The organism is Oleiagrimonas soli (assembly GCF_000761445.1).
In the GTDB taxonomy this organism is placed as follows: domain Bacteria; phylum Pseudomonadota; class Gammaproteobacteria; order Xanthomonadales; family Rhodanobacteraceae; genus Oleiagrimonas; species Oleiagrimonas soli.
Genome location: NZ_KN196470.1, coordinates 396,122 through 412,639, shown reverse-complemented (window position 1 = coordinate 412,639; position 16,518 = coordinate 396,122). Strand labels below are relative to the sequence as shown.

Genomic DNA, 16,518 nt, shown 5'->3' with positions numbered 1-16,518 from the left:
ACATGGAGAGTCCAGTCTATCGGGATGCCGCCACCGATACAGCCGCACCCCGTCGCGCCGCAACGCGACGGGGCATGCGGACACTCAGGCCGAGATCGCCAGGCGCTCGGAGCCGTACACCCTCACCGTGACCAGCACCGCCACCAGCGCGGCCAGGAAGCCGCTGACCAGCACCAGCGCGACCTGCACCGCCGTCACCGAACCGCCGCGCAGCAGCTCGGTGATGCCCAGCTGCTGACCGAGCAACGGCACCGCATACATCCAGTTGGTCGCCTTCACCGGTGTGAAGCTCAGGATCATCGACGGCAGCATCGGCAGCAGCATCAGGATCGACAGGTAGGTCTGCGCCTCGCGGTAGCTCTTGGCGAAGGCCGAAACCAGCGTCTGCAGCGACGCGAACAGCGCCGCCAGCGGCAGCATCAGCAACAGCACGGTGCCGGCAAAGCCCAGGCCCAGATCGATGGACATGCCCAGCTTGTCGGTCGGCAGGATGTAGCCCGCCAGGTGGAACGCGACCAGACTCAGCACCAGACTGGCGGTGGCGAACGCGGCGGTCGCGCCGAGCTTGCCCAGCAGGATGCGCCAACGCGCCACCGGATTGACGAACAGCGGTTCCAGCGACTTGCGCTCGCGCTCGCCCGCGGTCAGATCGATGGCCAGATACATGCCGCCGATGAACACGCCGACCACGAAGAAGTACGGCATGAACGCGAACAGCTGCCCGGCGCGCGATTGCGGCGTGGACTGGTCGCGCTGCGCCACCACCACCGGCGTCGACACAGCAGGCGACAGGCCGCGCGCCAGCAGGCGAATCGCGCCCTGCGTGCGCGAGTACTGCTCCAGCATGGCCTTGACCCGCTTGACCGGCGTGTCCGCGTCGCGCCGCGAGGCGTCGTAGATCACCTCGACCTGCGCCGGATCGCCCTTGTTCCAGGCCTTCGGATAGCTGGCCGGAATGCGCAGCACGACGTCGGCCAGCTGCTGCTTCACCGCGGCTTCCGGGTGTTGGATGGCCGGCTCGACCACCAGGCCGTACTGCTCCAGCGCGTGCACCAGATTGGGCGCGCGCTGGGCGCCGATCACCGGCACCTTGAGCGGTTTCTCGGCCTTGTCCAGCTGCTTGTTGATGATGACGTTCATCAGCATCACGAACAGGAACGGCCCCAGCAGCGGACCCATGACGAGTGCGCTGGTGATGGTGCGGCGGTCGCGCAGGTTCTCGCGGACCTCTTTCAGGAATACGGTCAGGGTGGCGTTCATGCGGCCAGGCCCTCCTCGGTACCGATGATCTTCACGAAGGCGTCCTCGAGATTGGATTCGCCGGTTTGCTCGCGCAGCTGGTCGGGCGAGGCGTCGGCCGCCACGCGACCGTGCGCGATCACCACGATGCGGTCGCACAGCGCCGCCACCTCCTGCATGATGTGGCTGGAGAACAACACGCATTTACCTTCGTCGCGCAGTTTGCGCATGAAGGCGCGCATGGCGCGGGTCGCCATCACGTCCAGGCCGTTGGTCGGCTCGTCCAGAATCACGTGATCCGGACCGTGCACCAAAGCGCGCGCGATGGCGGTCTTGACCCGCTGCCCCTGCGAGAAGCCCTCGGTGCGGCGGGCGGCGAAATCGCCCATGCCCAGCGCCTCGATCAGTTCCTCGCGACGCTGCGCGATCAGCGCCTCGTCCATGCCCTGCAGACGGCCGAAGTAGTCAATGTTCTCGCGCGCAGTCAGCCGCTTGTACAGGCCGTGCGCATCGGGCAGCACGCCCAGCCGCTTGCGCACCGCGACCGGATCGGACGCCGGATCGATACCGTCGACCAGCACTTGGCCGCGGTCCGGCGACATCAGCGTGTACAGCATGCGCAGCGTGGTGGTCTTGCCGGCGCCGTTGGGGCCGAGCAGGCCGGTGATCTCGCCGTCGCGCGCGCTGAAGCTGACGCCGTCGACAGCCTTGACCTCACCGAAGGTCTTGTGGAGATCCTTGACCTCGATCATGGCGTGGCTCCGTTGAAAGTGACGTAAGGGGGCGTGGGGCCGAGACGGTCCAGACACTTCGCGTCCAGCGTCTTCGGATCGGGCTGGTCGATGAAGCGCCGGATCACCTTCGGCATGCACCCGCGCATGAATTCCGAGTGGCCCTGCCCCGCGAGCACCAGTTGGCGCGCGTTGTCGAGGTCGGCCACGATCTGCTTGCCCCAGGCCGGCGGCGTCACCGGGTCCAGTTCGCCCGAGAGCACCAGCGTCGGGATCTTGCCGCGCAGGGGCTGATGGAAATCGGCCGGGCGCGTACCGTGCGGCCAGATCGCGCAGTTGGCCTTGAGCTCGCGCACGAAATCGTCGCCGAGCAGCGTGTCCTTGTCCTGCGGTCGCGGCTGGATCAGGTCGGCATCCTCGGCGCAGGTCACGCTCAGACCCATGCCGGAATTGATGTCGCTGCCGAGGTCGCCGCTGATTAGGCGCTCCTGACCCATCAACGGCCCGGTGTCGCCATGCGCCGCGGCGTCGATGCTGAGCGGCAGCAGGGCGATGGTTTCCGGCGAGTAGGCGAACAGGCGCACCACCGTCGCCAGCGACTTCTGGTTGAACATGCGCTGGCTCGGCTGATACGTGCGTGGATCGCGTACCGTGACCATGCGCGGATTCGCGCGCACGTCGGCGACCAGTTTCTGCAGCGTCTGGTACGGGTCGCCGTAACGCTTCTTGCAGGCCGCATCGGCGGTGCACAGCGCGAAATCCTTGCGCAGCGCCTGCTGCAGGTGCTCGGCGATCAGCTGGCCCAGCGCGACCGTGTTCGGCACCGCCGAGTCCAGCACGATGCTGCGCACCGCGTCGGGATGACGCATCGCATACTGCTGCGCCATGCGCGTGCCGTAGGACACGCCCAGCAGGTCGAACTTTGGCGCGCCCAGCGCCTGACGCACGGCTTCCAGGTCGGCCACGGCATCGGTCGTCGTGTAGTAGCGCGGGTCGGCCTTCTTCTCGACCTCGGCCAGACACTTCTTCAGGTACGCGGCGCGCGCGTCCGGATCCTGGCTGTAGTCGATGTTCGGGTCGGTGTTCTTCTCGGTCTGCGCGCAGGTCAGCGGATTGGAATCGCCGGTGCCGCGCTGATCCAGCAGCAGGATGTCGTGATGCTTGTGCAGCTCCTCGAAACCCTTCGACGCCATCACGTACTCGCGCGTGGCCGCCTGTCCCGGCCCGCCGGCCAGGAACACCACCATGTCCGGATCGGGCACCATCGACGCGCTGCGCACGATCGCCAGCTTCAGGCCGATCTTGCGGCCGTTCGGATCGGCACGGTTCTCCGGCACCTCGAACGGCGAGCACCAGGCCGCCGCGCGGCGGCCCGAACCCGGCCGACTCAGCTCGCAGGGTTTGAAAGTCAGACGACCGCGATGCCACACCTGCGGCTTGGCCTCGACGTGTATGGGCTTGGCCGGCGTCTGCGTCGATGCCGAATCGGCAGGCGCCGACGCATCGTGCTTGAACGCTTGCTTGCCGGCGAGAATCGCGACCACGATGCCGACGACGATCGCGATGCGTACTCCTGGTTTCATCTTCACGCTTGATCTCCCGGATCAAAGATGGATTCGATCGGCGACCCGAACACCCGCGCGATGCGGAATGCCAGCGGCAGGCTCGGGTCGTACTTTCCGGTCTCGATGGCGTTGACGGTCTGTCGCGACACATCGAGACGCTCGGCAAGGTCGGCCTGCGACCAGCCGTGTTCGGCGCGCAGCACGCGCAGCCGGTTGTTCATGGTTCGCCACCGTCGTAGCCGCGGCGGATCCACCAGACGGCGATGCCGTAGACCGCGAACATCGCCGGCAGCACCAGCACCAGCGCGTTCTTCAGCAGCACCACGCCGGCCGCCGCCATGAAGCCCAGGGCCAGACTGACCAGCCCGACGCTGAGGCTCGCAACCGAGATCGCCTGCAGCTGGATGCGTCGCTCCAGCTCGTCGCTGGCCAGCACCAGCCGCACCATCGCGCGCACCACGAAGACGATCGGCAGCACCGGCAGCAAGGCGATCAGCACGCGCAGTCCGTTGGTGTGCACGTGCTGCAGCATCGGCCAGACCGAGAACAGGATCACCACGTAGGCGACGATGGCCGGAAAGAACTCGCGCACGTAGCGTCGCTGCGGCGCGCGCAGCGGTTCGTCGCGGGTGAACAGCGAGAACAGCAGCCACACGCCGCCCAGCACCAGTCCGAGGATGCCCAGATCGCGCAGCGTCGGCCACGTCAGGATCATGCCGGCGGCCAGCGCCGCCACGCCCAGCAGAACGGCGATGCCGCCGGTCCAGCGCAACAGGCCACGTTTGCTCATCGGTTTGCCATTCATGTGTGCCTCGGACGTGTGCGGCGTGCGACGGTCGAGTGGCGACGAACGCCGGACCCGGACCGCGCACGCGTGTAAAGTGTGCTTGACATGGAGTCTGAAGCAGACGCTTCGGTGATGTCAAGCACCCTTTACTTTTGACCGAGCGCCCGGCGCACATGCTCCCGGCCGCGCGCCGAACGAGCGCCTCGTGGCGCGAAGATCATGCGGATCGCATGCTGCCGCTGCACGGCGTGGTTCGCGGCCATGGAAGTCCGACGGCACAGCAGCCGAATCGGCTCCGCCCATCGGCCGCGAACCCCTCGTGAGCATCGCGGCCACCCTGTCGGTACGACGCAGATCGCGCTTGTCCAACGCTTCATTCGGAGGCCGCCGAACGCCGTGACTCCTCGAAACGGATTACGGCGAATGCTGCTCCGCCGTCGTGGACTCGGCATGCCACGGGTCCATGGTGTGACCGAGCGTGTCCACCGCACGCTTCATCCCCGCCGCGTCCAGCATGCCGAGCATGCGGTAGTAGCGCTTGTGCGGATACAGCTCGAAGCCCAGCGTCGGCGTGGCGATCACGCCCGCATCGCGCATCAGTGTCCGGGTGTTGGCGCGGACCGTATCGAGCGCCTGCGCGGAGATGTCCGAAGGAATCGCCAGCCCGCCTTGCTGCCGGCGGAAGTCGAAACCCTGCTCGTTGCGCGCGAGCGCACTGGCCGGATCGGCCGCGGAAAGGATCGCGGCCGCGCGATGCAGGCTGGCGCCGTTGATGTAGGCCACCGGAACCCAATGGATGCGCACCCGATCCAGATAGGGCTGCAACACGCGCCACTGACGTGCGCACACCGGGCAATCGGGATCGAAGATCACCAGCATGCGCTTGTTGCTGTCCGCGGGACCCGTGTCGATGCCGGGCAGCTGCATCGCCTGCGTCCAGAATGCCTGCATGGCCGTCCAGTCGACACGCGACGCCGGATCATCGTGCGTGTCTACAGCCGCCGGCTTGGTTCCCGCATCCACCTGCGCGCTCGTGGCGGCATCCTTCCCGCTCGAACACGCCGCGAGCCAGACGCAGAGGACGATCAACGCCCATCGTGCGCCGCGCCATCCGCGATTCGCCTGCATCGCGACCCGCGTCCCGCGCGCCATCCCATCCTTGTCCATACGTCCAGGCTCCTGCGTGCCCTGCACGCTTGCGTGACGAACGCACGACCCGCCCCTTGGTCGCGCGCCTTGAATCGATGCAGTGCCTTACTGCACGAAGCGTCCCAACGGAACGGCGGCTGCCGCGCCGGATGGCGTGGCGACCTTGGCCGGTCCCTTGCCGCTCGGCCCGGCGACGAACGCCTGCACGGGCACGGAAAGCTTCTCGGCGAACGCGCACGCCGCCGCCTTCTTGGCGCAATCGATGTTGAAGCCGAGCAGGTCCGCCTGCAGCCAGCGCCGGAACAACGGATAGCCGCGGTCGAGCGCGTCGCGCGAAGCGGCGAACACCATCACCTGCGGATCGACGCCGGCGTCCTTGACCCGCTTGCCGTAGGCCTCCTGCGAAGTCACGGCCGGACCGATACCGTCGTCGACACGCACGATGTCGTTGACGATGGCCGCGAGCAGCACGTGTCCGGAGGCATCGTAAACCACCGCCGACTGCTGGTTGCCCTGCTGGAACTTGAAGCCCCAGGCGATGGAAGGACCGTCCTCGATCTGCAGCCCGGAAGGCGCGGCCTGGAAACCATCGAGAATGCGGTCCGAGATCGCATCGTCGGCATCGTCGGCATCGGGCGCGACCGCCCCCACGTTCGCATCGTCGACCAGCGCCTTGATGGCGCTCTCGTCCGGCACCTTCCCGGTGACCGCATGCGCCTGGACCGCCGTATCCGACGGGTTCGGCTGCGCGCTGCATCCGCTGCTGAGCGTCCACGTCGCAGCCATCAGCAAGCCCAACCACAGCGCGTATTGTCTGGTTTTCATGTTCATCGAATTGCGTACCGTTCTAAGGGGTGGATCCGCTTCCGCCGCCGGTGCCGCCGGTGGTGGAAGCGCAGGGGTCGCCGCTCTTGGGCAGGTTGCCGTCGTCGATACCGCTCTGCAAGCGGTCGCCCTCGCGCTTGCGGCGACTCTTGTAGGGATCGGGCTTGCTCTTCAACCAGGTCGCCAGTTTCTGCCAGTCGCCCGCATAGACATCGTTCCAGAACGTGGTGCGCACGGTGCCCTTGGAATCGCTCAGACCGTACTGGTAGGCGAAGTCGATGATGACGGTCTGCGCCTCTTCCGGCAGCTTCTGGAACGTCATGTTCTGGGTGTTGTTCTTGTCGAACTGGCTGGCGACGCGACGCTGCGTGTCGTAGCCGAAGGCCTGCTCCAGAAGGCGCGCTTCGCTGTTGGTCACGGTCAGCGACTGCTTGTTCAGCGCATCGAGCGCATCCTGCTTCTTCTTGCCGAAGTACGGATGCAGCTTTTTCATCAGCGCATCGACGTCGACCTTGTCGGGGTTGCCCTTGTCCTTGATGTAGCGATCGATCAGGCTGCGCGTGCCCGACTCGCTCTGCTGCCCCAGGTCCACGCCGGTACTGATGGTGACGCCGCTGGCGCCGATCACGTCGCCTTTCTTGTGGATGATCTTGCCGTTCTTCTTCACGTCATGGGTGTAGACCGGCACATAGCCCTTGGTGACCAGGGCGCCCTCGCTGACGCGCAGGAAGTCCTCGCTCTCGCGCCACTTCACGGTGCACTTCTTCGCGTCGTCGCTCGCACCCGTGTCGTCCGCGGTCACCTGGCAGTGATTTTGCTGCTCGAACTGGGCGATGGCGTCGTCCGCGCTTTCGCCGTCGGGCACCAGCAGGCAGATATGCGGACACGGCGGCAACGAGCCGTTCGAGGGTGTCGTGAGAAACGGGTTGGGCACGGCCTGCTGCGTGGCGCCCGCATGGTAGTCCGGCAACGACTGCGCCCGTGCGGTCGCGGAGGCCAGCAAAACGCCGACCGCCATGCAGAGCGCCGCCATCCATGTCCTTGTTACGTGTTTGTACCGCATCGTCCGTGATCTCCCTCGTCTCCGGATTCAGACGCAGACGTGATCGGGCGGCGTGCCGCCGCCATCGCCGCCGCCGGAACCGCCACCCGTGCTTCCCCCACCGCCGGAACCGCCACTTCCGGTGCCGCCGCCTGTACCTCCACCCGCACCGCCCGTGCCACCGCCGCTGCCGCTGGCCGCGTCCGGCAGCAGATTCACATCGCGAATCGGCGTCTGCATGCGCACGATGGCCTGGGTGACGATGGGCAGGCTGTAGACCTTGTGTCCCTGCGCCAGCGAGCGCACCGGATCGAGCCTGGCGATGTTCATCGCGGCGAGCAGACGGTCGATCACCGGCACGATCATCGGATAGTCGTAGCGGACCCGGATCTTCAGCAGGTTGGCGTCCTGTACCGTCACGCCGGCCTTGGTCTGGCTGCCGCGAAAGGCGAGGCTGTCGTTGGGGATGCCCTCGACGCCGTCGTACTGCTTTTCCTTCCAGGCGTCGAACATCGCCTTGTCCGGACTGATGACCTGGATCTTGGCCGCGCCGGTGGCGATGTCCGCCTGCGCCACCAGGTAGGCCTTCAGCAACGCCGTGGCCTTGGTGTCGTGCGTGTACAGCGGCAGCAGACCGCGCACCAGCCCCTGCTTCAGCGCGGCGGGCTGCGCGAAGTGGGTCGCGCCGCTGCGCGCCGCCTGCAGTGCGGCGTAGTCGACCACGGACTTGGCGCGATAGAACAGCACCGCCTGCAGCATGCCGAGGATCACCGCGCCGAACACGGGGATCACCACGATCGCCTCGACCAGACTCTGTCCGCGCTGCCGCGATCTTGCGAAGGTGTACATCATGGCCCTGCTCCCTCGGCCGGATGCCCTGCTTGCGAAGTCGCACGCGCCGGAGCGGGCACCGGATCCGCGGCGCTGCCGTTCGCCGCGCCGTCGCCCGCGAGGTCCTCCAACTGTGTGGCCATGTGCATGCTCTGCGTGCGCAGGGCTGCGTCGTGATCGGAAGTCCGCGCGCTTTCCACGAAGGCCGCCGCGGACTGGTGCAGGTAAACGACACCCAGGTTGTGCCAGGCCTTGGCGTTGTTCGGGTCGCGCTGCAGCACGTGCCGATAGGCCTTCATCGCCGCCTCCGGCTGGTTCAGCCGCGCGTAGACGTTGCCGAGACGGAACCAGCTCTGCGTGTCGTCGGGCATGTCGTCGGCCAGTTGCCGATAAGCGGTCAGCGCAGTGCCCAGATCGCCCTGCGCGTAGGCTGTCGCCGCCTGTCGCTGCAGCTGCGTCTCCTGCGCCAGCGCGCGGTGCGGCGTCGACGCGCAGGCGCTCACCAGCGCCATGACGAATACCGCGCCGCCGAGGCGAAGCGCGTTCATTGCATGAGCCATTGCCACACCTCTCCGGGTTGCGGTTGCAGAAGCGCGAGGCCCCCCGGCGCCAGCTCCACGGTGTGCCGCGCGCCGCGACAGACACGGAACCGACCCGGGCGCAGGCGTTCGTGCGTGGCCAGCACGCGCCCGTCGCGGTCGAGAAAGACGATGTCCAGGGGATAGCGCATGCCGACGGTGTGCACGCTGCCGCATGGCGTCAGCCACAACGCCTGCCGTGCGCGATCCTGCAGCGGCGGACGACCGAGCAGGCCGCGCATGCGGCTCCACGGGCGCTCGGCGCGCCAGACCTGCGGCACGAGCACGCGCTCGTCGCGCTGGATGCGTCCGCACCTCACAGGATGCCCTCCTGCTTCATGCGCAGGAAGATGAAGTAGCCCAGCACCAGGAAGATCAGCGGGAAGAAGAACATCACCAGCGGCAGCATCATCTTCACCGGCGCTTCCAGCGCCAGCTTCTCCGCATGCAGGAAACGCTCCTCGCGACGCTGCGCCGCCTGCGCGCGCAACGTCGCGCCGAGGCTGGCGCCGACGCGGTCGGCCTGGATCAGCGCGCTGGTCAGGCTGGAGATCTGCGACATCTCCATGCGCTCGGCCATGCGCGTGAGCGCCTCCGCGCGCGGCAGGCCCGAACGCACGTCGCGCAGGAAGCGCATCAGCTCCTGCGACAGCGGACCGCTCGGCCCCTTGCGCGTGGCCTGCTCGATGCCGCCGTTGATGTTGAGTCCGGCTTCCACCGACATGGTGATGAAGTCGAGAAAGGTCGGCAGGTCCTTGATGACGCGTCGGCGTCGACGCTTGCGGCGCTCGCCCAGCCACAGCGACGGATACAGCCAGCCGACCACCGCGCCGAACAGCGTGGCGATGGCGTACAGCTCGACGCCGCCCTTCTTCAGCATCAGCAACACGATCCAGAAGAACGCGGCCGCCAGTCCCGCGCCGACCACGCGCAGCCCGTACAGCTGTTCCGGGCTGAGCACGAAATCCTGCCCCGCGGTCTGCAGGTCGCGATGCGCGCGTTCGAGCTTGTCGGGCGTCAGGCGCGGACCGAGCACGAAGGTCGCCACGTTCACGAACGGCCAGATCATGCGCAGGCCGAACGGCAGCGGGTCCTGATAGTGGCGGTCAGCCTCCGGCACTTCGCGGATGAAGCCGTACAGCGCCCAGAACGCCAGGCCGATGCAGCCGGCGGCGGCGAGCGCCAGAATGAGGATCATCGCGTTCAAATGTCGATACTCATGATCTTGCGGCACATGCGGTAGCCGAGGTATTCCATGACCGCGGCGATCGCGAACACCACCCAGCCCAGCGGCGTGTGGTACATCGCGCGCATGGTGTCGGGGTAGGCGAAAGTGAGGAAGGCGATCAGGGCCACCGGCATCATCGCCATGACGATGCCCTGCAGGCGCCCCTGCGCGGTCAGCGAGCGGACCTTGTTCTCCATGATGAGTCGCCGCCGCAGCGTGTCGGCGAGCGAGGCCATGATGTCGGCGAGGTTGCCGCCGACTTCGCGCGAGATGTTCACCGCCGACACGAACAGGCCGACGTCCTGGATCGGCACGCGCTCGTTGAAGTGCTGTAGCGATTCGTCCAGCTTCACGCCCATGCGCTGCTGACGCAGGATCAGCGCGAATTCCTGCGACAGCGGCGGATCGACGTCATGGGCGATGCTCTCCAGCGACGCCGTCAGACCGAGACCGGCGCGCATGCTGCCGGCCATCATCATCAGGCTGTCGGGCAGCTGCTGCTGCACCTTGTCGATGCGGCGCTGACGCAGCCAGCGGTAGATCTTCTTCGGCAGGATGAACAACAGCACCAGCGCCACGCCGGCAATCAGCGGATTGTCCGTCAGCGACCACAGCAACAGCGGAATCGCGACCAGCGCAATCGCGTTGACGCGAAACAGGTTGCGCGTGTCCATGAACAGGAACAGGTCGGCGAGGTTGAACCGCGCCTGCTCGGTGAACGTCTCGCGGTAGCGACCCCAGAACACGGTGGAGCTGCGCAGGGCGAGAAAGCCCACCAGGCTCACGCACAGGAACACCGTCAGGACGATCGGCAGCAGGGCCGCGCTCATGCCGTGTCTCCCTGCGGCTTGAAGATCGACAGATCGACCGGCACGCCGCGATTGGCCAGTTCCTCGTAGAACTCCGGCACCGCGCCGGTGGCGAGGAACTGTCCGCGCACCCGGCCGTTGGGACCGCCCTGATCGCGCGCCTCGAAGCGGAAGATGTCCTGGGTCTGGATGGTGCCGCTCTCGATGCCGGTGATCTCGCAGATGCAGGTGACCTTGCGCGAACCGCACGGGAAGCGCCGCTGGTGCACGATCAGGTCCGCCGCCGAGGCGATCTGCTCGCGCACCACCGACACCGGCAGGTCCATGCTCGACATCAGCACCATCACCTCCAGGCGCGACAGCGCGTCGCGCGGCGAGTTGGCGTGGGCCGTGGTCAGCGATCCCTCGTGACCGGTGTTCATCGCCTGCAGCATGTCCAGCGCCTCACCGCCGCGGCACTCGCCGACCACGATGCGGTCCGGACGCATGCGCAGGGCGTTGCGCACCAGGTCGCGGATGGCGATCTCGCCCTTGCCTTCCAGATTCGCCGGACGCGACTCCATCGACACCAGATTGGGCTGGTTGAGCTTGAGTTCGGCGGCGTCCTCGATGGTGACGATGCGCTCGTCGTCGGGAATCGCGTTGGACAGGATGTTGAGCAGCGTGGTCTTGCCCGAGCCGGTGCCGCCGGTGACGATGATGTTCTTGCGCTCGCGCACCGCCATGTGCACGAACTCCAGCATTTCCTCGCTGATCGATCCGTACGTGAGCAGGTCGTCGCCGGTCAGCTTGCGCTTGCTGAATTTTCGGATGGTGACGCTGGGGCCGCGCAGCGCCACCGGCGGAATCACCGCATTCACGCGCGAACCGTCGGCCAGGCGCGCGTCGACCATCGGCGAGCTTTCGTCGATGCGGCGACCCAGCGGCGCGACGATGCGCTCGATGGCGGCCAGCACCGCCTTGGCGCTGGTGAAGGTCACCGGCGAAGTCTCGATGCGGCCGTCGCGCTCGATGAAGATCTCGTCCTCGCGATTGACCATGATCTCGGTCACGCTGTCGTCGTCCAGCAGATCTTCCAGCGGCCCCAGACCGATCGCCTCGTCCAGCACTTCCTTGGCCAGACGGCGACGGTTGATCGTCTTCGGCAGGCGGTCGGCGAACTCGTTCTCGATGATGTCCTTGATCAGCGCGGAGGTCTTGTCGCGCAGGTCGCTGTCGCTCATGCCGCGTACGTCCACGCGGCGCAGGTCCATCTGCCGCACCAGCGACTTGTGCACCTGGGTGCGCCATTCGAGCATGTCCTTGTCGACGCGCACCACGGGCAGACCGGGCTTGCCGTGCGCGCCCGCCTGCGGCGTCGACGACTCAGCACTGCGCTGGGTGTGCGCGGTCGATGTCCGCGCGGTCGGCGCCGGCGAAGGCACGGCCTCGTCGGCCTGCGCGTGGTTGGCGGCCTGCTTCGGCGCCGTCACCGTCTCCGTGTCGACCGCGCGGTCGAGCAGCACGCGCAGCTGGTAGGCGCCGATGCTGACCACGTCCTCGCGATGCAGCGGACCGTATTCGTCATCCACGCGCGAGCCGTTCACCGCCACCGAGGCGCGACCGCCCAGCACCTGGATGAACACGCCGTCGTGGCGGAACTCGAACACCGCGTGTTCGCGGGCGATGTTCCAGCCTTGCAGCACGACCAGGTTGTCCTCGCCGCGGCCGACGCCGCAGACCTCGTTCAGACAGCGCACCTGACGCGGCGTGCGATTCTTGGTTTCGATCAGAACTTCAAACACGTGGCTACCTCACTCGACGATGTCGCTGCCGATGGTCTTGCGGAAGTCGTCGCGCAGACGATTGCTCTTGTCGATCATCTTCTTGTTCTCCGGCGAGTCCGGATTGACCACCAACGGCGTCACGAAGATGACCAGGTCGGTGCGATTGGCCTGGAAGTCGCGCGAACGGAACAACGCGCCGAGGATCGGGATCTGCCCCAGACCCGGCACCTTGTCGAAGGACTTGGCGGCGTTGGCGTCGACCAGTCCGGAGATCACGATGGTCTGCCCCGTGTGCACGTTGACCTGCGCCGTGGCGCGCCGCGTGATGAAGCCGGGGTAGCCGTTGACCGTGACACTGGGATCGATGCGGCTGATCTCGGTTTCCAGATCGGCCGAGATGTCGCCCGCGCTGTTCACCACCGGCTCGATGTGCAACTTGATGCCGTAATTCTTGTACTGCACGGACGTCGAGCCGAGTCCCTGATCGACCGGAATCGGCACCTCGCCGCCGACCAGGAAATCGGCCACGCCGCCGCTGCGCGCGGCCAGTTGTGGCTCGGCCAGTTCCCAGGCGTTGCCGGTCTGCATCATCAGGTTGATCTTCGATGCGATCGAGGTGGCGATGCCGAAGTACGCCGCCGTGCCGGACACCTGCAGCGGCAGGGACACGGCCTTGCCCGCGCCGTCGATGCCAGAGAACGTCGACGGCGTCATGCGGTACATCGCGTTGGTTTTCCAGTCGTGCACGAGACCGCCGGACGGGCCGTCGATCACCGAATCCCATTTGATGCCGATCTGGTTCATGGCGTTCTTGCGGAACTCCATGATGCGCACCTTCATCATCACCATCGGCTTCATCTGCACCGCGTTGGCCGTGGTGAAATCCAGTACCTGCGGATACATCTTTTTGATCGCCGCCACATGCGCCATGTCGACCTGCGAGAGATTGCTGCCGGTCAGCACCACCTTGCCGGCGATGCTGTTGACCGAGATGTCCGAATCCTCGCCGAGCAGCTTGCGCACCAGCACGGCGGTCTGCCCGGCATTGCCGAGACCGACATGCACCGCGACGCTGCGCTGGCTGCCATCGCGCATCCACAATTGCAGCGAAGTGTCGCCGCGCTTGTTGGCGATCAGGACCAGTTCGCGGTGACCGATGGTACGCACCTCGATCAGCTTGCCGTCGCCCACCGCCACGCGCCGCAGCGGACCGGGCGCCATGCGCACCAGCGCCTGCCCCTGGTACATCGTGACCTGGTCGGAAATGACGGGTGTCTGGCCGGCGTCCGTGTCTGCCTGCGCCGCCGCGCTTGGCTGCACCGCTACTACGAGCCACCCCAGCAGCGCGATCGCCAGACCGCGTCGGTATGCCTTGCTAACGTCCATGAATTAACCATTCCCCCCGATGATGAATTGGATCCCGCTGCCGCTTCCGCGGCGCTGCATGCGCAGCAGGTCGGCCTTGCTCAGCAACTTGAGATTGAACGGCGCGTCGCTGCCCGGCCGGCGCAACATCACGCGCAGGGCGCCGACCTTGCGCGCGATACCGATACGCTGGGCCTCTTCCGGCGCCAGCTCCAGCGTGAGATTGGAGTAGTGATCGTCCTCGCTGGCGCCGCGTACGCCCTTGGCATGCTGCCCCGTGGCCAGCACCAGCACGTCGCCCAGCAGCGGGCGGATACGGTCATTGCCGTTGCTGGACGTCAGCAGCATCAAGTCGATGTGATCGCCGGGCGTGATCAGTCCGGAAATCGAATTGGTGTCGTCGACCTGGATCGTGTACGCCACCTTGCCGCGGCCGATGATGTTGGAGAAGTGATCGCTCAGCCGCTCCACCGCGCTGGCCGGAATCGGCGCGCCATGCTGCAGCGGCGCGCGCAACACCTGGCCCAGATAGGCGTGATAGTCCGACGGCGTGACCGCGTCGGCCGGCACGAAATCGGCCGGCACGTCGCGGGCCGCCACGTCGCGCGCGGTCAGGGTGTCGCCCTTGGCCAGATCGCGCACCGGCACCACCACTTTCACGGTCTGCTGCGGGGCGGTATGCGTGCGCTTGGCGACCTGCGTGTTCACGTAATGCACGGCGAGCAGACTGGCGAGCACGCCCAGCAGCACGGCCACGCCCAGGAAGATGAAATTGCGATTGATTTTTGCCATGTCGATGTCGGCTTCCGACTAGAACCAGGAAATGGAAAGTGCGTAGACGAAGCTGGTGTACGCGTTGCGCAGCGCATCCAGCAGTTGGGTCAGGGGCGCCTGCTGACCGCCGGTGCCGACCAGCAGGGCGAGCAGCAGTACGCCCAGCACCAGCGCGTACTCGACCAGGGCGCCGCCGCGCTGTGTCGCGCGCGGCCGTGGCCTTGGTCCGGTGATGGCATGTGCGGCAGGCATGGCGTCTCCCTACGGTGTCTGCATGTTCAGAACGACCTGCGAATAGCCGTCGTCGCCGCGCAGGCTCACCACCAGCATTCGGCTGTCGCCGCGGGCGTAGCGCGCGGTGCAGCGGCGGTCGTCGCATTGGCTTCGACCGTCCGGCTTCCAGTGGTCGGCTTCGAGGTGTTCACGGAAATAGCTGTCGTTCTGGCGCGGCGAGAAGGCGTTGCGCATGGCGACGGTGCGCGCCGGAATCGGATCGTCGGGGTAGCGAATGTCGTTGAAGACCTTGCTGCCTATCGGGATCGGCAGGCCCTTGCCCAACACCGGATGCTTGGGCACATGCACCACGTCGACGATGCCGATGCGGCCCTCGCTGCCGCTGCCCAGTCCGCGCAGCTGGATCGTCATGAAGTAGTCGCCCTGCATGTGCCCGACCACCTGGTAGGCACCCAGCCGGTTGACCACCACCTTGTCGCCCCAGCGCCGGCGGTAGAACGCGATCAGCGCGTCGGGCTTCTCCGACGAGCGGAAAACTTGCGCCTGCATGTCCAGACCGTTGTAGACGATGTGACGATCGACATACGCAGTCCGCGTGCCGTCGGGCAGCGGAACCTGCGGCCACGAGAGCGCCCACGCGGCGGCGGGCGTCGCGCACAGCATCGCGATGGCCAGTGCGCGCCTAGTGGACATCTTTGTAGGGCACCAGTTTGTCGGCGGGCACGACGTCCGGCGCCGTGCGACCGAATTCAAAATGCTTCAGGCCCGGACCGATGATCGGAATCCACCCCAGGATGCCGGCCGCCGTGCCCAGCACGCTCGACAGCGTGCCGCCGAACCAGGTCGTGGGCACCAGCGGCTTGATCACCGCGCGCACCGTGCGGTTCTGGTACGCACTGGAGGCCGACCGGCCGTCGCGCGTCTCGCCGCCGCCGGCCGCGTCCCAGCTGTCGACCAGCAGCACGGTCTTGGCGCTGAAGTCCAGCCGGTCGGAGGCAACGGGGCCCAGGAACGACAGGACCGCGCCGTTGCGCCCGAGCACCTGCTCGGTGTTCGCGTGCACTTCGGCCGTCACCAGCCCCTGCCTGTTCGGCGGCAGGCTGTTGCCCAGGCCGAATCGCGAGGTCACGCTTCCGATGCCGTCCACGATCTTGTCCAGATAGCTCGGCGGCTTGCCCTGCTGATACACCGTGAGCGTCATGTCCTCGGGCTTCAGCAGCGCGCGCTCCGCCGGCGTGGTCAGCATGGGATCGGCGAAGGCGTCCGGCGCCTGCGCGTCAGAGCGGATGGAGGCGTCGGCCAGCGTGAAGCGCCGGCTGCGCAGCTGCGTCTGCACGGCGTCCTTGTCCGGCAGACCGGACTGCGCGAGCGCGGCCGACGCCGCGGCGCTCCAGGCCGCCTCGCGTGCCGCGGCCTGGGTCTCCTGGCGCACATGGATGTACTGGCCCAGCAAGGCCACGCCCATCGCCAGCGGCACCAGCACGGTCAGCATCACGGCCATGCCCGCCAGACTCTGTCCCTGTTGCCGTGCCCGCGGATTCCCTCGCCTGGCCGGCCTTTGCGTTACCGCTCGTTCCATCACTGTCCCCCGATGC

At 66.9% G+C, this 16,518-nt stretch carries 19 protein-coding genes; all 19 read right to left on the bottom strand.

Going from position 1 to position 16,518, the window contains the following annotated elements; translation table 11 throughout:
- Window positions 1-84: 84 nt before the first annotated feature.
- The 19 genes from LF63_RS01760 to LF63_RS01670 all read right to left on the bottom strand — a co-directional run bounded on the left by LF63_RS01760 (window position 85) and on the right by LF63_RS01670 (window position 16,502).
- Window positions 85-1,260: an ABC transporter permease gene (locus tag LF63_RS01760; protein WP_043099202.1), complete on the bottom strand. Its 1,176-nt coding sequence runs from the start codon at window positions 1,258-1,260 to the stop codon at window positions 85-87.
- A complete protein-coding gene (locus tag LF63_RS01755) occupies window positions 1,257-1,991 on the bottom strand; it encodes an ABC transporter ATP-binding protein (protein WP_043099199.1) in 735 nt (244 codons plus the stop codon). Before LF63_RS01755 ends, LF63_RS01760 begins: the two co-directional genes overlap by 4 nt.
- Window positions 1,988-3,553, bottom strand: coding sequence for an alpha/beta hydrolase (locus LF63_RS01750; RefSeq protein WP_043099198.1), 1,566 nt, complete (start codon window positions 3,551-3,553; stop codon window positions 1,988-1,990). The genes LF63_RS01755 and LF63_RS01750 overlap by 4 nt, the downstream gene beginning before the upstream one ends.
- A 2-nt stretch (window positions 3,554-3,555) precedes the next feature.
- The gene (locus tag LF63_RS01745; RefSeq protein WP_184655053.1) at window positions 3,556-3,756 is read right to left on the bottom strand and encodes a helix-turn-helix transcriptional regulator; all 201 of its coding nucleotides are present in this window, start codon (window positions 3,754-3,756) and stop codon (window positions 3,556-3,558) included.
- Window positions 3,753-4,340: a hypothetical protein gene (locus LF63_RS15125; RefSeq protein ID WP_152569213.1), complete on the bottom strand. Its 588-nt coding sequence runs from the start codon at window positions 4,338-4,340 to the stop codon at window positions 3,753-3,755. The genes LF63_RS01745 and LF63_RS15125 overlap by 4 nt, the downstream gene beginning before the upstream one ends.
- 396 nt (window positions 4,341-4,736) lie before the next feature.
- On the bottom strand, window positions 4,737-5,273 hold the full coding sequence (locus LF63_RS15120; protein WP_161782310.1) for a thioredoxin fold domain-containing protein: 537 nt from the start codon (window positions 5,271-5,273) through the stop codon (window positions 4,737-4,739).
- Between the two features lie 303 nt (window positions 5,274-5,576).
- Window positions 5,577-6,296, bottom strand: a complete 720-nt coding sequence (locus tag LF63_RS01730) for a hypothetical protein (RefSeq protein ID WP_152569212.1) — start codon at window positions 6,294-6,296, stop codon at window positions 5,577-5,579.
- 22 nt (window positions 6,297-6,318) lie between these two features.
- Window positions 6,319-7,329, bottom strand: a complete 1,011-nt coding sequence (locus tag LF63_RS01725) for a pesticin C-terminus-like muramidase (protein WP_043099196.1) — start codon at window positions 7,327-7,329, stop codon at window positions 6,319-6,321.
- A 57-nt stretch (window positions 7,330-7,386) separates the two neighbouring features.
- On the bottom strand, window positions 7,387-8,190 hold the full coding sequence (locus LF63_RS01720) for a TadE/TadG family type IV pilus assembly protein (RefSeq protein ID WP_043099195.1): 804 nt from the start codon (window positions 8,188-8,190) through the stop codon (window positions 7,387-7,389).
- Window positions 8,187-8,717 (bottom strand): tetratricopeptide repeat protein, encoded by a 531-nt coding sequence (locus LF63_RS15115; RefSeq protein WP_052394549.1) that lies wholly within the window; start codon window positions 8,715-8,717, stop codon window positions 8,187-8,189. Before LF63_RS15115 ends, LF63_RS01720 begins: the two co-directional genes overlap by 4 nt.
- The gene (locus LF63_RS01710) at window positions 8,714-9,067 is read right to left on the bottom strand and encodes a DUF192 domain-containing protein (protein ID WP_043099194.1); all 354 of its coding nucleotides are present in this window, start codon (window positions 9,065-9,067) and stop codon (window positions 8,714-8,716) included. The genes LF63_RS15115 and LF63_RS01710 overlap by 4 nt, the downstream gene beginning before the upstream one ends.
- Window positions 9,064-9,945 carry a type II secretion system F family protein gene (locus LF63_RS01705; protein WP_043099193.1) on the bottom strand — a complete coding sequence of 294 codons (882 nt, stop codon included), beginning with the start codon at window positions 9,943-9,945 and terminating at the stop codon, window positions 9,064-9,066. Before LF63_RS01705 ends, LF63_RS01710 begins: the two co-directional genes overlap by 4 nt.
- 5 nt (window positions 9,946-9,950) lie before the next feature.
- The gene (locus tag LF63_RS01700) at window positions 9,951-10,805 is read right to left on the bottom strand and encodes a type II secretion system F family protein (RefSeq protein ID WP_043099192.1); all 855 of its coding nucleotides are present in this window, start codon (window positions 10,803-10,805) and stop codon (window positions 9,951-9,953) included.
- Entirely contained in the window at window positions 10,802-12,568 is a 1,767-nt protein-coding gene (locus LF63_RS01695; RefSeq protein WP_043099191.1) for a TadA family conjugal transfer-associated ATPase, read from the bottom strand. Before LF63_RS01695 ends, LF63_RS01700 begins: the two co-directional genes overlap by 4 nt.
- A gap of 9 nt (window positions 12,569-12,577) precedes the next feature.
- Window positions 12,578-13,936, bottom strand: coding sequence for a type II and III secretion system protein family protein (locus tag LF63_RS01690; protein WP_081945040.1), 1,359 nt, complete (start codon window positions 13,934-13,936; stop codon window positions 12,578-12,580).
- Window positions 13,937-13,939: 3 nt separating this feature from the next.
- On the bottom strand, window positions 13,940-14,707 hold the full coding sequence (gene cpaB, locus LF63_RS01685) for a Flp pilus assembly protein CpaB (protein WP_043099190.1): 768 nt from the start codon (window positions 14,705-14,707) through the stop codon (window positions 13,940-13,942).
- Window positions 14,708-14,725: 18 nt separating this feature from the next.
- A complete protein-coding gene (locus tag LF63_RS01680) occupies window positions 14,726-14,941 on the bottom strand; it encodes a hypothetical protein (protein ID WP_052394546.1) in 216 nt (71 codons plus the stop codon).
- A gap of 9 nt (window positions 14,942-14,950) precedes the next feature.
- The gene (locus LF63_RS01675; RefSeq protein ID WP_043099188.1) at window positions 14,951-15,616 is read right to left on the bottom strand and encodes a hypothetical protein; all 666 of its coding nucleotides are present in this window, start codon (window positions 15,614-15,616) and stop codon (window positions 14,951-14,953) included.
- Window positions 15,606-16,502, bottom strand: coding sequence for a TadE/TadG family type IV pilus assembly protein (locus tag LF63_RS01670; RefSeq protein ID WP_043099187.1), 897 nt, complete (start codon window positions 16,500-16,502; stop codon window positions 15,606-15,608). Before LF63_RS01670 ends, LF63_RS01675 begins: the two co-directional genes overlap by 11 nt.
- Between the last annotated feature and the right edge of the window lie 16 nt (window positions 16,503-16,518).

Excerpts from the sequence above, each read along its gene's own strand:
- LF63_RS01750 (WP_043099198.1), bottom strand. The coding sequence starts at position 3,553 with ATGAAACCAGGAGTACGCATCGCGATCGTCGTCGGCATCGTGGTCGCG.
- LF63_RS01720 (WP_043099195.1), bottom strand. The coding sequence starts at position 8,190 with ATGATGTACACCTTCGCAAGATCGCGGCAGCGCGGACAGAGTCTGGTC.
- LF63_RS01760 (WP_043099202.1), bottom strand. The coding sequence starts at position 1,260 with ATGAACGCCACCCTGACCGTATTCCTGAAAGAGGTCCGCGAGAACCTG.
- LF63_RS01745 (WP_184655053.1), bottom strand. The coding sequence starts at position 3,756 with ATGAACAACCGGCTGCGCGTGCTGCGCGCCGAACACGGCTGGTCGCAG.
- LF63_RS01700 (WP_043099192.1), bottom strand. The coding sequence starts at position 10,805 with ATGAGCGCGGCCCTGCTGCCGATCGTCCTGACGGTGTTCCTGTGCGTG.
- LF63_RS01725 (WP_043099196.1), bottom strand. The coding sequence starts at position 7,329 with ATGGCGGCGCTCTGCATGGCGGTCGGCGTTTTGCTGGCCTCCGCGACC.
- LF63_RS15125 (WP_152569213.1), bottom strand. The coding sequence starts at position 4,340 with ATGAATGGCAAACCGATGAGCAAACGTGGCCTGTTGCGCTGGACCGGC.
- LF63_RS15120 (WP_161782310.1), bottom strand. The coding sequence starts at position 5,273 with ATGCAGGCATTCTGGACGCAGGCGATGCAGCTGCCCGGCATCGACACG.
- LF63_RS01675 (WP_043099188.1), bottom strand. The coding sequence starts at position 15,616 with ATGTCCACTAGGCGCGCACTGGCCATCGCGATGCTGTGCGCGACGCCC.
- LF63_RS01680 (WP_052394546.1), bottom strand. The coding sequence starts at position 14,941 with ATGCCTGCCGCACATGCCATCACCGGACCAAGGCCACGGCCGCGCGCG.
- LF63_RS01755 (WP_043099199.1), bottom strand. The coding sequence starts at position 1,991 with ATGATCGAGGTCAAGGATCTCCACAAGACCTTCGGTGAGGTCAAGGCT.
- LF63_RS01705 (WP_043099193.1), bottom strand. The coding sequence starts at position 9,945 with ATGATCCTCATTCTGGCGCTCGCCGCCGCCGGCTGCATCGGCCTGGCG.
- LF63_RS01690 (WP_081945040.1), bottom strand. The coding sequence starts at position 13,936 with ATGGACGTTAGCAAGGCATACCGACGCGGTCTGGCGATCGCGCTGCTG.
- LF63_RS01670 (WP_043099187.1), bottom strand. The coding sequence starts at position 16,502 with ATGGAACGAGCGGTAACGCAAAGGCCGGCCAGGCGAGGGAATCCGCGG.
- cpaB (WP_043099190.1), bottom strand. The coding sequence starts at position 14,707 with ATGGCAAAAATCAATCGCAATTTCATCTTCCTGGGCGTGGCCGTGCTG.
- LF63_RS01730 (WP_152569212.1), bottom strand. The coding sequence starts at position 6,296 with ATGAAAACCAGACAATACGCGCTGTGGTTGGGCTTGCTGATGGCTGCG.
- LF63_RS15115 (WP_052394549.1), bottom strand. The coding sequence starts at position 8,717 with ATGAACGCGCTTCGCCTCGGCGGCGCGGTATTCGTCATGGCGCTGGTG.